Source organism: Pantoea sp. LMR881 (genome assembly GCF_027157825.1).
GTDB lineage: Bacteria > Pseudomonadota > Gammaproteobacteria > Enterobacterales > Enterobacteriaceae > Pantoea > Pantoea haifensis.
The window spans coordinates 113,127-128,580 of record NZ_JAPVOK010000002.1 but is presented as its reverse complement, the minus strand read 5'-3'; the positions used below and the strand labels follow the sequence as shown (position 1 = coordinate 128,580).

The window sequence follows — 15,454 nt, the reverse complement described above, 5'->3', positions numbered from 1 at the left end:
ATGCGCGTTTTCCACTTGAACCCCAGTACGCTGCGCTTTCGGCTGTTAATCGCCATTGCCCTGATTTTACTTTTTTGCCAAATCATTAGCGTGATCTGGCTCTGGCATGAGAGTAAAGAGCAGATCCAGTTTTTAGTCGAAGCCACGCTGGAAAATCGCAACATGAACCGCCATGTGGAAAAAGAGGTGCATGAGGCGGTAGCCAGTCTGGCCGTCCCGAGTCTGATCATGATCTCTCTGGCCCTCCTGCTGTGCTATCAGGCAGTAAAATGGATTACACGTCCGTTATCGGTGCTGCAACGTCAGCTTGAAAACCGCAGCGAAGGCGATCTGGCACCCATTGCGTGTGACAGTTCGGTACAAGAGATTGATGCGGTAACCCAGGCGCTTAATCGTCTGGTCAGCCGACTGACCACCAGCCTCGATCGGGAACGGCTGTTTACTGCCGATGTTGCTCATGAACTGCGCACGCCGCTGGCCGGGCTGCGTCTGCATCTGGAACTGATAGAACGTAAAAATAACATCAATGTTCAGCCTTTATTGCAGCGTCTCGACCAAATGACCGACAGCGTGACGCAACTGTTACAGCTGGCGCGCGCGGGCCAGTCTTTTACGTCAGGCAATTATCAGCATGTCGGGTTGATTGACGACGTTATTCTGCCAATGGAGAGTGAACTCAGCGCCATGCTGGCGGCTCATCAGCAATCACTGATGCTCAACATACCTGAAGAGGTGTTTGTATGGGGTGATGCAACCTTACTGAAAATGCTGTTACGCAACCTGGTAGAGAATGCCCATCGCTACAGCCCAGCCAACAGTATCATTACGCTCCGTATTGAGCGGGTGCCAGCGTCAGCGTTGATTGTCGAAGATGAAGGGCCTGGTATTAATGAAAGCCAGCGTGGCGAGTTAAGTAAAGCCTTTATCCGCATGGATAGCCGTTATGGGGGAATTGGTCTGGGGCTAAGTATCGTCAGTCGCATCGTTCAACTTCATAACAGCCAGCTCTATCTGGAAAATCGCCCTGACCGATCGGGCTGTCGCGCACGGGTAAAATTTAACCCGCTGTCGCATGTTAAGCCGTGAACCACAGATGCAGAAAGGCGGCGAGAATGAGCAGGCTTAACACTACGCTGGCGTATTCGCTTACCGGTCGCTGATTGGGTTGCATGGATCTCTCCTCTTCGAATAAAAGAAGTATCCACACAACAGATTAAGGAAACCTTAAGCCTGAAAAATCCGCACAGAATATGAGGCTGGCCGGCTGCTTTCTGTACGCATTTCTCCTCCATCTTTCTGCCGTGGCGTTACTCACAACTTAATCAGACGGCACCGCCGCCTTTTCTGCATGCTTCTACACTTAATGGTCAGGTCCTTATTAAGGAGAAATGCCATGAGTCAACGCATGCACAAATATGCTTTTCCCGTCAGCAAAGCGCGAAAGTATCTTGAACCCGGTCCCGTGCTGCTGCTGAGTTCACAATTTGAGGATCACAGCGACATCATGACGCTCGGCTGGCATACCATTCTGGAATTTTCACCTTCACTGGTGGGCTGCATGATCTCCGGCATGAATTTCAGCCATGAGCTGATTCGTAACAGCGGTCAATGCGTTCTTAATTTACCAACAGCAGATTTAGTCGATAAGGTTGTTGCTATCGGTAACAGTCACGGTGACAAGATCGATAAGTTTGCCTCATTCGGCTTAACTGCTGAACCGGCACACAGTGTTAATGCACCGATGATCGCTGAGTGTTTTGCCAGCTTCGAATGCCAGCTGTATGACGATTCCATGGTGGACAACTACAATCTTTTTATCTTTGAAATCGTTAAAGCGCATGTCGCAGAACAGCCAGAATTCCCGACAACGCTGCACTATACCGGCGAAGGCCGCTTCACCGTAATGGGTGACAAGCTGCTGGACAAGAGCAAAGATTTTAAGCCAGAAATGCTGATTTAGTTGAAATAAGATGAATGCGCCCCCACTGTTTCCCTTTCGACCTGACAGGAGTAGAACAATATGGCAATCGAATACGCAGTGATCGCAGGCGGCTGTTTTTGGTGTACTGAGGCCGTGTTTAAGGATGTGATTGGCGTTGAGTCGGTTGAAAGCGGCTATACCGGCGGTGCGCGTCCAAACCCGACTTATGAACAGGTGTGCAGTGGCGCGACAGGTCATGCAGAAGCGATTCGGATTGGTTTTGACCCGGAAAAAGTCAGCTACGGCGATTTACTGGATATCAGCTTTGTTACCCACGATCCGACGCAGCTGAATCGCCAGGGCAATGACATCGGGACGCAATATCGCTCAGCGATTTTCCCGGCGAATGCCGCGCAGGAAGCTGAAGCGCGTGCTGCGATTGAACGTGCACAGGCCGACCATTCTGAGCCGGTTGTAACAACAATTGAGCCGCTGAAAGAGTGGTATCCCGCAGAAGATTATCATCAGGATTACTGGGAAGGCGCAGGACAGCGCAATGGGTACTGCATGGCAGTTATCCCGCCAAAATTACAGAAGTTACGCAAAAGTTTTGCAAACCGCGTTAAAAATTAATCTCTATCTTCTGTTCCCTCTCCCGCATATTGGGAGAGGGTAATGTGTGCTTTCTGATAATCAGCAGCTTTTGCTACGTCAGGTGCGGCAGTGATTTCGACGTTACCTGTCCCGGCATCCGATGATGTTTTTTCGCGCTGGTATGGCGCAAAAAGGTTTTTAACGCTTCGGTCTGATTGCCCGTTAAACGATGTGCCCCGCCATGCTGACTGAGATCGCGATTGAACCAGCAAGCAGAGTAACCGTAAAAGAGGAACCTGTCTGATTTTGCTGTTTCTTTTTTAGCCTGATTACCTGAGATTGCAGGCGATACGTTGCAGACGATTCGATGATGCTTACATGTTGGCGACCTTTCATTTGATGACAAAACAGTCAGAACGCGCAGTAGAAAACCGATTCGTTCAGTGCTTAAGCGAATAGAAAAAAGAGAAAAATAGTGCTTGACCCTTTTCAGCCTGATCCCTATAGTAGCGCCCCGTTGACCCAGTGCGGTCAGCAATAAAATGTGGTGAGGTGTCCGAGTGGCTGAAGGAGCACGCCTGGAAAGTGTGTATACGGCAACGTATCGAGGGTTCGAATCCCTCCCTCACCGCCATCATTTCAAAGAAGAGCCTGAATTCACGTTCAGGCTTTTTTTTGCATATTCTCCCGGAGGGAGGGTGAGAACCCTCGTCAGGGTTCGACAAAACGGCAGGAAAGCCGTTTTGCATGGCCAGCGGCCACCCGCAGGGCGAGCGCCAGGGATGGCGCGAGTAACATCCCTCCCTCACCGCCATCATTTCAAAGAAGAGCCTGAATTCACGTTCAGGCTTTTTTTTGCATATTCTCCCGGAGGGAGGGTGAGAACCCTCGTCAGGGTTCGACAAAACGGCAGGAAAGCCGTTTTGCATGGCCAGCGGCCACCCACAGGGCGAGCGCCAGGGATGGCGCGAGTGATATCCCTCCCTCACCGCCATCATTTCAAAGAAGAGCCTGAATTCACGTTCAGGCTTTTTTTTGCATATTCTCCCGGAGGGAGGGTGAGAACCCTCGTCAGGGTTCGACAAAACGGCAGGAAAGCCGTTTTGCATGGCCAGCGGCCACCCGCAGGGCGAGCGCCAGGGATGGCGCGAGTAACATCCCTCCCTCACCGCCATCATTTCAAAGAAGAGCCTGAATTCACGTTCAGGCTTTTTTTTTGCATATTCTTCCGGAGGGAGGGTGAGAACCCTCGTCAGGGTTCGACAAAACGGCAGGAACGCCGTTTTGCATGGCCAGCGGCCACCCGCAGGGCGAGCGCCAGGGATGGCGCGAGTAACATCCCTCCCTCACCGCCATCATTTCAAAGAAGCGTGTTCATCAGTTTTTTTCATCAAAAAACCCGGCCTGAGCCGGGTTTATCTGATCACAGATGACAATCACGATTAACTGTAAGCAAGCAGCGTACGCTGGCACAGAGCCGAACGTACACAATCCTCTTTGCCGAAACGGACTATGCCAACCATCTCGTCCTCTTCGAAACGCGCCAGCGCGTCTGCGAGACCGGAAGGCACCCCAGCGGGCAAGTCGCACTGGGTAATATCACCGTTAACGATTACCGTGACGTTTTCGCCAAGGCGTGTAAGGAACATTTTCATCTGCGCGGCGGTGACGTTTTGCGCCTCATCCAGAATAACTACCGCGTTTTCAAAGGTACGTCCGCGCATATAAGCAAATGGCGCGATTTCCACTTTGGCGATTTCCGGACGCAGACAATATTGCATGAAGGATGCGCCGAGACGTTTAACCAGAATGTCGTAAACCGGTCGGAAATACGGGGCAAATTTCTCTGAGATATCTCCGGGGAGAAATCCCAGATCCTCATCAGCCTGTAGTACCGGGCGCGTGACGATAATCCTGTCAATATCCTTATGAATCAGGGCTTCAGCCGCTTTCGCGGCGCTAATCCAGGTTTTACCGCAGCCAGCTTCGCCGGTTGCAAAGATTAGCTGTTTCGTTTCTATGGCGTTGAGATAGTGTGCCTGAGCATCATTTCGGGCTTCAATCGGTGCCCGGTCACGCACATCGCGCGCCATGCCAATTGAATCCAACCCACCCATTTGCACCAGCGAAGTGACCGATTCTTCTTCACGCTGACGATGACTGCGAGAGTCATTGCGAAGCACTCGTCTTGCTTCTCGACGCGCTTTGATCACTGCTTTCTGTCTTCCCATAGTGGCACCTTACAGTTGGTTTCATTTCCCGCATAGGGCTGTTAACCCATTGCGATTACGTGAACGCTTTAGAGGTTTTGAGTGGCTTCCTTGTAAGCCGTGGTGAGCCGTGTGAGTGGCATACAGCAACGCAACAGCAATGCTGCATACCGGATAACAATGAATTCAGTTTGAAGAGAAAAAACGTCAGAGAGAAGTGGAGTTCAGGAGGGAAAAAGCCCTCGCAGAAAAATGCGATGTGTTTACTAAATTTGCCGATCCGTAAAAGCATTGACCCATGCGCGAACTCCAGTGTGATACGTCAACACGTCTGATTACGCTTAATGATTAAATTGCACCAACTTCATGTGGCTTTGCAACAGTAATTTTACCTGACGATAAAGAAATTGCGTAACCCTGCATTAGCCATCCCGTCGTTTATATTTCAAAGTCATTATTTTACAAGGATTTGCATTATTCAGGCTGGCAGGAAAAAATTAGGAGGATCCGTAAAGCGATGCGTGAATATGATCACCGGTGAAAAAAGATGAGATCCTTCTGCCGCAAGCGCGGCAGAAAGCCGTTGATGGAAATTTAATCAGGACTCAAGGAGTGATTGCGCTAAATAATGATTTTTATCCACTACGCCAGGCAAAACATAAAAGTATCCGCCGCCAGTTGGACGTATATATTCTTCCAGCGCCTCGCCGTTAAGACGTTTTTGTACCGTGATAAAACCTTTTTCTAAATCGTGCTGATAGCAAACAAACAGTAAACCCATTTCAAGTTGCCCGGCAGCAGTCACCCCGGCTGAATAGCTGTAACCCCGACGAAGCATTACGCTGCTGGCCGTTTCAGCTGTACGGGGATTAGCAAGACGAATATGGGCATCCAGCGCAATCGCTTCGCCATCAGGATCACGGGTGTAATCAGGTATATCGCGTTCGTGCTGCATACCCAACGGCGCCCCGCTCAACTTGTCCCGGCCAAAGATAGTTTGCTGCTCACCCAGCGGCGTACGATCCCACATTTCTACGTGAAAACGAACAATGCGTACCGCCTGATAACTGCCGTGACGTGCCCATGCAGGCTCGCCCTGATCTTCTGTCACCCACAGGATCTGGCTCATCAGTGCACCGTCCTGGGTATCGGGGTTGGCGCTGCCGTCTTTAAAGCCAAGCAGGTTAACGGGCGTCTCTTTTCCCTGACTGCGCGCCGCGTGATCGGAGATAAACCCTTCGCGTCGCCAGCGTACCCCCAACAGATCGGGGGTATGCTTAATGATGTCACGCAGCGCGTGGATAACGGTATCCTGTGTATTGGCGCAAATCTGCAACAGCACATCACCGTGGCACTGGTTTGCATCAAGTGAATCGTTAGGAAAGCGCGTCATGATCTGTAATTTTTTCGGCTTATGCGGCGCTAAACCGAAGCGTTGGTCAAACAGCGATGCGCCAACTGAAACAGTAATGGTCAGGTTATCTGGCGAAATATATGCCCCTAAAATGCCTGAATCCTGCGGCGGCAATTGTGGGTTGTCCACTCGCGGTGCCGGGCCGCCTTGCGTTAAAAAGGCGATGCGCTGAGTCAGCAAGATAAACAAGCGTTTAAGATCGCTTTTATCAGTGGCTAAAAGGTCAAAAGCCACCAGCATCATGGAAGCCTGCTGCGGCGTGACAATGCCCGCCTGATGCTGACCATAGAAAGGTTGCACCTGCTCGCGTGCATTCGGTGTCACTGTACCGGGCGAAAAGCTGTCAGCCGTGGCGGTGTGAAACGGACATCCGCCACTCAGGGCTGTCGCACCGCCCAGCAGTCCCAAACTTTTTAATAAACGACGACGCGCGGGCTGCGCGTCCTCTTGCTGATGACTCATTTAATTAAGACCTAATGTTCCACGTAACAGAGAAAGATCTTCCGCCAGAGAGGTAATCGGGCCTTTCAGCGCATTACGGTCCGCGCTAGTCAGCTTCTCATAGGATTCAAAACCCGACGGGGTGCGGTATTTAGCCAAAATCACATCGACTTTTTTGAAGTTGCCGTCGATTTTCGTCAGCAACGGCGGGTTCGCTTTTTCCACCATCGGGCGCAGCAGATCAACAATTTTCTGGGCGCCATCCACGTTTGCCTGGAAGTCCCATAAATCGGTACGGCTGTAGCGATCCTCTTCTCCTGAAATCTTGCTGGAAGCCACTTCTTCAATCAAACCCGCCGCGCCGCCGACCACTTTCGCCGGAGGGAAGGCCAGTTCACTGATGCGGGTTTGCAGATCCAGCACATCTTGGTTGAGCTGGTCAGCATAGCCTTCCATGCCCCTGGTGCTGTTATCCGCAAACAGGGCTTTTTCGAGACGGTGGAAACCGGTGAATTTGGGATCGTCCGCTTTCTGCTCGTAATCATCTTCACGGGCATCAATGCTGCCATCAAGGTCAGAGAAGAGTTCGGCAATGGGCTCAATACGTTCATAGTGCTGGCGCGTCGGGGCGAACAGCGCCCTGGCTTTTTCCACCTCACCTGCTTTCACTGCGTCGGTAAAGGCCTGGGTACGAATAACCAGTTGGCTGACTTCCTGCGTGACGTAAGTTTTGTAGTCGCCAATCGGCCCCGCCAGCTGCATCAAATCCCCTGCGGTTTTATCGGGGGTAGCAGCCCCGCTGGCTTCAACGATCAGCCTGCCTTTGGGGTTGCTCAGCAAACCGCAGGTCATCTCATATTCACCCTCCTCAAGAGTCGCGGTCAGTTTCTGGCTGAAACCCGGCGCTATATTTTCGCGCTCTTCGACCACCATCACGCCCTTCAGGATTTCCCATTCCAGCGCCTTTTGGCTGTTGTTCTTGATCAGGAATTGCGTTTTACCCGCTTTCACTGACAGTGTCATTGGCTCGCACTGTTTGTCACTCACGCTCACGCTAACCTGAGGAACGGCCGCCGTTGCGGCACCCGTCATGGCCAGCAACACAGCCACTACTGCCTTGCGGCGAAAACGCATACTCATAAGTCTGTTCCTTTAACGTAATGATGAGCGCGCCATACGCGCCCAGTAAATGGCTTAGCGCACGGCGGCTGACGGCGTCGGTCGCGCAGGCGTAAAAAACAGTAACAGCGCGGGGATCAGGTAGAGCAAGTAAACCGCGACTTCGCTGACGCTGGGCGCTTCCTGATAGCCCAAAACCCCTTCCAGCAGCGTGCCGAACAGCGAGTGCGTTGATAAGACGTGACTGAGATCGAAGGCGATACGCTGCAAATGATTCCATAATCCCGCTTCGTGGAAAGCACGTATCGCACCGGCTGCCAGACCGGCCGCCACGAACAGAATGAAAATGCTGGTCCAGCGAAAAAAGGTCGCCAGATTCAGGCGAATACCGCCCCAGTAAAGCAACATGCCCAACACAATCGCGGTAGCTAAACCCAGCACAGCGCCAACTGGCGGTGCATTGCCCACATCCTGGGTGAACGCCGCCAGCAGGAAAAATACTGACTCCAGTCCTTCGCGTGCTACGGCCAGAAATACCATCAGCACCAGGGCTAAGCCGCTGCCTTGTTTCATCAAGGCCTGATCAACGGCCAGTTCCAGCGCCCTTTGATATTACGCGCCACTTTGCGCATCCAGAACACCATAGAGGTCAGAATAACAACCGCAATCAGCGCCACGATGCCTTCAAACAGCTCTTGCTGCTTTTGCGGAAACTCTCCGCTGGTTTCGTTAATAACGATGCCCAGAGCCAGGCAAAGCGCCGCTGCGATAAACACGCCAGTCCAGAGTGCGGGAAACCACTTTGTACGCTGTGTACGTTTCAGATAACTGGCGATCAGGCTGACAATTAACGCAGCTTCTAAGCCTTCACGCAGCATGATCAGAAAAGGAACAAACATCGCCCACCTCTTGAATGTTAAGCAGCGTCAATGCCAGGTAAATTTTCGTAAATCTAAACGAGTACGATTATCATTATCGCTGAGGAAAAAACAAGTTGCTGACGGAAATTATTTTGTTTTTGAGGCAGGCGTGTACCGAGCAGGCATAAAAAAGCCCGCCTCTGTGGAAGGCGGGCCTGATAACCTGTTTTGCTTTTTATTTGGTCTGGAACTCTGCTTCAGCCGCATCAAAACGCTGCATCGCTTCTGCTGAAGGCTCGCGTCCCATCAGGCTGAACACCACGATGGCAATGCTGGCGAACAGGAAGCCGGGGATAATTTCATACAGATCCAGCCAGCCATACTGTTTCCACACCAGCACGGTAAGGGCACCAACAACCATCCCTGCCAGCGCACCGTTGCGGTTCATACGTTTCCAGCACACGCCAAACAGGACAACCGGACCGAACGCCGCACCAAAACCCGCCCAGGCATAGCTGACCAGACCCAGCACGCGGTTTTCAGGATTAGCCGCCAGAGCAATCGCAATCAGAGCAATCAACAACACCATCAGGCGCCCTACCCATACCAGCTCTTTCTGGCTGGCATTTTTACGCAGGAACCCTTTGTAGAGATCTTCCGTCAGGGCGCTGGAGCAGACCAGCAGCTGACAGCTCAGCGTTGACATCACGGCCGCCAGAATCGCAGAAAGCAGGATACCGGCAATCCACGGGTTGAACAGAATACGCGCCAGCTCAATAAATACGCGCTCGCCGTTCTCGCTCACGCCTGCTGCCTGCGTCGGGTTGTTCTGGAAGTAAGCAATACCAAAGAAACCTACTGCCACGGCACCCGCCAGACAGAGGATCATCCAGGTCATACCGATGCGACGTGCGGTGCGAATAGAACGGTGAGAGTCGGCCGCCATAAAGCGCGCCAGAATATGTGGCTGACCGAAGTAACCCAGGCCCCAGCCCAGCAGCGAAATCACCGCAACAACATTCAGCCCTTTCAGCATATCGAGGTTTTCCAGGCTTTTGGCCTCAATCACTGCTAAGGAATCGGCGAATCCGCCCACTGACAGGATAACAATCACCGGTGTCAGGAGCAGGGCAAAAAACATCAGGCCTGCCTGTACGGTATCGGTCCAGCTTACCGCCAGGAAACCGCCCACCAGCGTATAGAGGATGGTGGCAGCAGCACCGGCCCACAAGGCCGTTTCGTAGCTCATACCGAAGGTGCTTTCAAACAGACGCGCACCGGCCACCACGCCTGAGGCGCAGTAAATGGTAAAGAACACCAGAATAACCCCTGCAGAGATGACACGCAGGATTTTGCTGTGATCTTCAAAACGGCTGCTGAAGAAATCGGGCAGCGTCAGGGCATTGTCGTGATGCTCAGTCTGGACACGCAGACGACCCGCAACAATTTTCCAGTTTAGCCATGCGCCAATTATCAGGCCGATGGCGATCCAGCTTTCAGAGATGCCGGAAAGGAAAATGGCGCCGGGCAGACCCATCAGCAACCAGCCACTCATATCAGACGCACCGGCTGAGAGAGCTGTCACTAAGCTACCAAGACTACGTCCGCCCAGAATGTAATCGTCGAAGTTTTTCGTTGACCGATAGGCAATGAAACCGATTAGCACCATTCCGAGTATATAAATTAAAAAGGTCACCAGCATCGGTGTACTTAGTGTCATCTGTCTCTCCACTTATAATTTGATTTCCCCAGAGAAATCGCTTTAAGCATGGTTGCCGGAACGGGGCAACACTACAGCTCATCCTCTTCAGGGCATTAGCCATTTCCCTGAGGCGCGGTATCCTGCCGGAAAGGCGAGCCGCGCACAATGGATTTAACACAGGCGTTACAGCGATTTCACTAACCATTTGTGAAAATGTGTTCAGAGGTTGCACTCGCTCACAGAATTAAAGTTGCACCTCATGACATCGCTCCACAAGTCAGATTTAATCGGGCCTGGCAGGTTGGCGAGATTCTTGCAGCAAGATTTGTGCCGCATTGCAAAATTTAACACGCGACGACGTAAAAACCTTGCTAACTGGCTCACATTTAACACGGTTGCACAAAGTTGCAACATGAGTAATAGTGCAGGCCACGCCGTACCGAATTACTTTTAAGGAGCACTGAAGTCATGGGTACAACCACCATGGGTGTAAAACTGGACGATGCGACTCGCGAGCGCATTAAACTGGCCGCACAAGGCATTGATCGCACGCCGCACTGGCTCATCAAGCAGGCGATTTTTAACTATCTGAACCAGCTTGAAGCGGGCAATTCACTGCCAGAGATTCCGCTGTCTACCCTTGCTGTTGCAGAAGGTGATGAAGGCATGCCAGACGAGGCGCATCAGCCCTTCCTTGACTTCGCAGAACACATTTTGCCGCAGTCGGTAACGCGCTCTGCCGTGACGGCAGCCTGGCGTCGGCCTGAAACTGATGCGGTCCCGATGCTGCTTGAACAAGCACGTCTTCCGGCACCGTTAGCTGAAAAAACGCATCAGTTGGCTTATCAGCTTGCCGACAAGCTGCGGCACCAAAAGGTGCAACCGGGCGCGCCGGAATGGTGCAAAGCCTGCTGCAGGAGTTTTCTTTGTCTTCGCAGGAAGGCGTGGCATTGATGTGCCTGGCAGAGGCCCTGTTACGTATTCCGGACAAGCCAACCCGTGATGCTCTTATCCGCGATAAAATCAGTAACGGTAACTGGCAATCGCATCTGGGCCGCAGCCCTTCCCTGTTTGTCAACGCGGCAACCTGGGGATTACTGTTCACCGGACGTCTGGTTTCAACGCATAACGAAGCGAACCTGTCACGCTCGCTCAACCGGATTATCGGTAAGAGCGGCGAGCCGCTGATCCGCAAAGGCGTGGATATGGCGATGCGTTTAATGGGTGAGCAGTTTGTCACGGGCGAAACCATTGCTGAAGCCCTGGCTAACGCCCGCAAACTTGAAGAAAAAGGGTTCCGTTACTCCTACGATATGCTGGGCGAGGCTGCACTGACTGCCAGCGATGCCAGGGCTTATCTGGTTTCCTACCAGCAGGCTATTCACGCAATTGGTAAAGCGTCAAACGGACGCGGGATTTATGAAGGTCCGGGGATTTCGATTAAGCTGTCGGCCCTGCATCCACGCTATAGCCGTGCGCAATACGATCGCGTGATGGAAGAGTTGTATCCGATTCTGAAATCGCTGACCCTGCTGGCCCGCTCTTACGACATCGGTATCAATATCGATGCGGAAGAAGCCGATCGTCTGGAGCTGTCACTCGATCTGCTGGAAAAACTCTGCTTCGAACCGGAACTGGAAGGCTGGAACGGTATCGGATTTGTTATTCAGGCTTACATGAAGCGTTGCCCGTTCGTTATCGATGAACTGGTGGATTTAGCGCAGCGCAGCCGTCGCCGTCTGATGATTCGTCTGGTGAAAGGCGCATACTGGGACAGCGAAATCAAACGCGCCCAGATGGAAGGCCTGGAAGGCTATCCGGTTTACACGCGCAAGGTCTACACCGATATCTCTTATCTCGCCTGCGCCCGTAAACTGCTTTCGGTGCCGAATCTTATTTATCCGCAGTTTGCTACGCACAATGCCCACACGCTGGCCGCAATCTATCAGCTGGCGGGCAATAACTACTACCCAGGCCAGTATGAGTTCCAGTGCCTGCACGGTATGGGTGAGCCGCTGTATGAGCAGGTGGTAGGCAAAGTTGCGGATGGCAAGCTGAACCGCCCTTGCCGCATTTATGCACCGGTGGGTACGCATGAAACCTTGCTCGCTTATCTGGTGCGTCGACTGCTGGAAAACGGCGCAAATACCTCGTTTGTGAACCGCATTGCTGATACATCGCTACCGATTGAGGAACTGGTGGCCGATCCGGTTACAGCAGTTGAGAAAATGGGTGCCAGCGAAGGCGCGATTGGCCTGCCGCATCCGAAAATCCCGCTACCGCGCGATCTCTACGGCAAACACCGCGTTAACTCAGCCGGCCTGGATATGGCGAATGAACACCGCCTGGCATCGCTGTCCAGCGCCCTGTTGAGCAGTGCCGCTCAGCCTTGCCTGGCACAGCCAATCATTGACGGCGAACCGGGAGCCGGCGAAACCCGTGATGTGATCAACCCTGCTGCACCAAACGACATAGTGGGTCAGGTGCGTGAAGCGACGGAGCAGGAGGTTTCGCTGGCACTGGATGCCGCAGTGAATGCGGGGCCGATTTGGTTTGCGACGCCGCCAGAAGAGCGTGCGGGGATTCTGGAACGCGCCGCCGAGATCATGGAAAGCCAGATGCAACAACTGATTGGCATCCTGGTGCGTGAAGCGGGCAAAACTTACAACAACGCCATTGCGGAAGTACGTGAAGCGGTCGATTTCCTCTATTACTACGCAGGCATGGTGCGTGACGATTTCGATAACGAAACCCATCGCCCGTTGGGACCGGTGGTGTGTATCAGTCCCTGGAACTTCCCGCTCGCCATTTTCACTGGCCAAATCGCCGCTGCGTTAGCGGCAGGTAACAGCGTACTGGCGAAACCGGCCGAGCAGACGCCGCTGATTGCCGCTCAGGCAGTGCACATTCTGCTGGATGCTGGCGTACCGGCGGGCGTGTTGCAATTGCTACCGGGCCAGGGCGAGACGGTTGGTGCGCAGTTGACGGGTGACGATCGCGTTCGCGGCGTGATGTTTACCGGTTCAACCGCTGTTGCGACCTTGCTCCAGCGTAATCTGGCTGGCCGCCTTGATCCACAAGGTCGCCCAACGCCGTTGATTGCTGAAACCGGCGGCATGAATGCCATGATCGTAGATTCTTCTGCTCTGACCGAACAAGTCGTGGTGGATATTGTCGCCTCCGCCTTCGATAGCGCAGGACAACGCTGTTCAGCGTTACGTCTGTTGTGTGTGCAGGCTGACGTTGCCGATCACACTATCAAAATGCTGCGCGGCGCGATGGCAGAATGCCGCATGGGTAACCCAGAACGCCTGTCGACCGATATTGGTCCGGTAATTGATGCTGAAGCGAAAGAGAACATAGAGCGCCACATCCAGGCGATGCGTAATAAAGGCTTCAATGTCTATCAGGCGGTACAGGAAAACCCGCTCGACAGTAAAGAGTGGTCAACCGGCACCTTCATTAAACCCACGCTGATTGAGCTGGATCAGGTGAGCGATCTGGATAAAGAGGTGTTTGGTCCGGTGCTGCATGTGGTGCGCTTCACCCGTAACGAACTGCCCGAGTTGATTGCGCAGATCAATGCCTCTGGCTATGGTTTGACGCTGGGCGTACACACCCGCATTGATGAAACCATTGCGCAGGTCACTGCGAACGCCAAAGTCGGCAACCTGTACGTTAACCGCAATATGGTGGGCGCAGTGGTTGGTGTGCAGCCGTTTGGTGGTGAAGGGTTGTCGGGCACAGGGCCGAAAGCAGGTGGTCCGCTTTATCTCTATCGCCTGTTGGCTAACCGTCCTGATGGTGCATTACGCCTGACATTTGATCGTCAGGATGCGGAACGTCCGGTAGACAATTCGCTGCGTCAGGCGCTGCTTGAGCCGCATCAGGCGCTGAGCGAATGGGCGAAGGAGAAACCAGAGCTGGCTGCGCTGTGTCAGCAATATGCTGCAATGGGACAAGCCGGGACAGTGCGACTGTTACCTGGTCCGACGGGTGAGCGCAACACTTTCTCTCTGTTACCGCGTGAGCACGTGCTGTGTCTGGCCGATAATGAGCAGGATGCGTTAATCCAGCTTGCCGCTGTCACCAGCGTCGGCAGTAAAGCGTTGTGGCAGGATGATGAGCTGCACCGTTCGCTGCTGGCGAGCCTGCCGGCTGCGGTAAAAGCCCGCATTAGCCTGGCAAAAGATCCTCTCGTCGGTGAGTTTGATGCAGTGATTTATCACGGCGATGCAGATCAGTTACGCAACCTGTGTGAGCAGATTGCCACCCGTAACGGTGCCATTGTTTCCGTGCAGGGATTTGCTCGCGGTGAAACCAATTTGCTGCTGGAGCGTTTATTGATTGAGCGTTCATTAAGTGTCAATACCGCAGCAGCAGGCGGTAACGCCAGCCTGATGACCATTGGTTAAGTGCCTTCGGTAGATTGAGCGGGTTAACGGGTTGCGGCCCGTTTATCCGCTTTTTTTCTGCTGTTCAGTGAGGGTTTTGTTCGCTGCGCGAACCGGGCGCTGATTTCGTTCGCTGCGCGAACCGGGCGCTGAGAAGGTTTCGTTCGCTGCGCCAACTGGCGCTGATTTCGTTCGCTGCGCGAACCGGGCACGGAGAAGGTTTCGTTCGCTGCGCCAACGGACGCTGATTTCGTTCGCTGCGCGAACCGGGCGCTGAGAAGGTTTCGTTCGCTGCGCCAACGGACGCTGATTTCGTTCGCTGCGCGAACCGGGCGCTGAGAAGGTTTCGTTCGCTGCGCCAACGGACGCTGATTTCGTTCGCTGCGCGAACCGGGCGCTGAGAAGGTTTCGTTCGCCCGGCAGCCGGGCAGTTTCATTTTCCCCGCTGCAGGCGACCGACAAGGGTTGCTGAGCGGCAACCCTTGACCCGCGCTTCCGGCCTGCCCGCCCGCCGCTCCGCGGTCCCTTCGCTCTTTCTGGATTTCTGACGGAACGGCTGAATTCACCCTCCGTGGTTCATTCCAGCCTCTTCGCGGCATCCATGCCGCTCGTCCTGAAATCCCTCATCCGCTCAGCGTGCAGGAAGGCCTCTGACAACCCCCGCTGCACCCGCAGCTTCCGTTCTTTACAGACTTCATGGCGGTGAGTTTTGAGTTTTGAGTTTTGCGTTTTGCGTTTTGCGTTTTGCGTTTCACAATCTCAGACAACACCTTGTTAAGGCATTAATTCAGAAATCACA

General features: G+C 53.3%; 8 protein-coding genes, 1 tRNA gene and 2 pseudogenes. 5 read left to right on the top strand and 6 right to left on the bottom strand.

The window, feature by feature from the left end; all coding sequences use genetic code 11:
* The 4 genes from pmrB to O3W44_RS02230 all read left to right on the top strand — a co-directional run bounded on the left by pmrB (position 1) and on the right by O3W44_RS02230 (position 3,149).
* The gene (gene pmrB, locus O3W44_RS02245) at positions 1-1,086 is read left to right on the top strand and encodes a two-component system sensor histidine kinase PmrB (protein ID WP_269291828.1); all 1,086 of its coding nucleotides are present in this window, start codon (positions 1-3) and stop codon (positions 1,084-1,086) included.
* A 307-nt stretch (positions 1,087-1,393) separates the two neighbouring features.
* Positions 1,394-1,960 (top strand): flavin reductase family protein, encoded by a 567-nt coding sequence (locus O3W44_RS02240; RefSeq protein WP_269291827.1) that lies wholly within the window; start codon positions 1,394-1,396, stop codon positions 1,958-1,960.
* A gap of 60 nt (positions 1,961-2,020) precedes the next feature.
* Positions 2,021-2,554: a peptide-methionine (S)-S-oxide reductase MsrA gene (msrA, locus tag O3W44_RS02235; RefSeq protein ID WP_269291826.1), complete on the top strand. Its 534-nt coding sequence runs from the start codon at positions 2,021-2,023 to the stop codon at positions 2,552-2,554.
* A gap of 507 nt (positions 2,555-3,061) precedes the next feature.
* Positions 3,062-3,149 (top strand) — tRNA-Ser (locus O3W44_RS02230).
* 808 nt (positions 3,150-3,957) lie between these two features.
* Here the strand turns inward: O3W44_RS02230 and phoH are convergent.
* From phoH to putP, 5 genes and pseudogenes are all read right to left on the bottom strand, one after another.
* Positions 3,958-4,746 carry a phosphate starvation-inducible protein PhoH gene (phoH, locus tag O3W44_RS02225; RefSeq protein ID WP_269291825.1) on the bottom strand — a complete coding sequence of 263 codons (789 nt, stop codon included), beginning with the start codon at positions 4,744-4,746 and terminating at the stop codon, positions 3,958-3,960.
* 577 nt (positions 4,747-5,323) lie between these two features.
* Positions 5,324-6,601, bottom strand: coding sequence for an iron uptake transporter deferrochelatase/peroxidase subunit (gene efeB / locus O3W44_RS02220; protein ID WP_269291824.1), 1,278 nt, complete (start codon positions 6,599-6,601; stop codon positions 5,324-5,326).
* Positions 6,602-7,720, bottom strand: a complete 1,119-nt coding sequence (efeO, locus tag O3W44_RS02215) for an iron uptake system protein EfeO (RefSeq protein ID WP_269291823.1) — start codon at positions 7,718-7,720, stop codon at positions 6,602-6,604.
* A 54-nt stretch (positions 7,721-7,774) separates the two neighbouring features.
* Positions 7,775-8,598, bottom strand: a pseudogene (gene efeU / locus O3W44_RS02210) (iron uptake transporter permease EfeU).
* 196 nt (positions 8,599-8,794) lie between these two features.
* Entirely contained in the window at positions 8,795-10,279 is a 1,485-nt protein-coding gene (gene putP / locus O3W44_RS02205; protein WP_269291822.1) for a sodium/proline symporter PutP, read from the bottom strand.
* Positions 10,280-10,729: 450 nt separating this feature from the next.
* Here putP and putA point away from each other — a divergent pair.
* A pseudogene (gene putA / locus O3W44_RS02200) lies at positions 10,730-14,676 on the top strand (trifunctional transcriptional regulator/proline dehydrogenase/L-glutamate gamma-semialdehyde dehydrogenase).
* A 23-nt stretch (positions 14,677-14,699) separates the two neighbouring features.
* Here putA and O3W44_RS02195 read toward each other — a convergent pair.
* A complete protein-coding gene (locus O3W44_RS02195; RefSeq protein WP_269291821.1) occupies positions 14,700-15,092 on the bottom strand; it encodes a hypothetical protein in 393 nt (130 codons plus the stop codon).
* Positions 15,093-15,454: the final 362 nt, after the last annotated feature.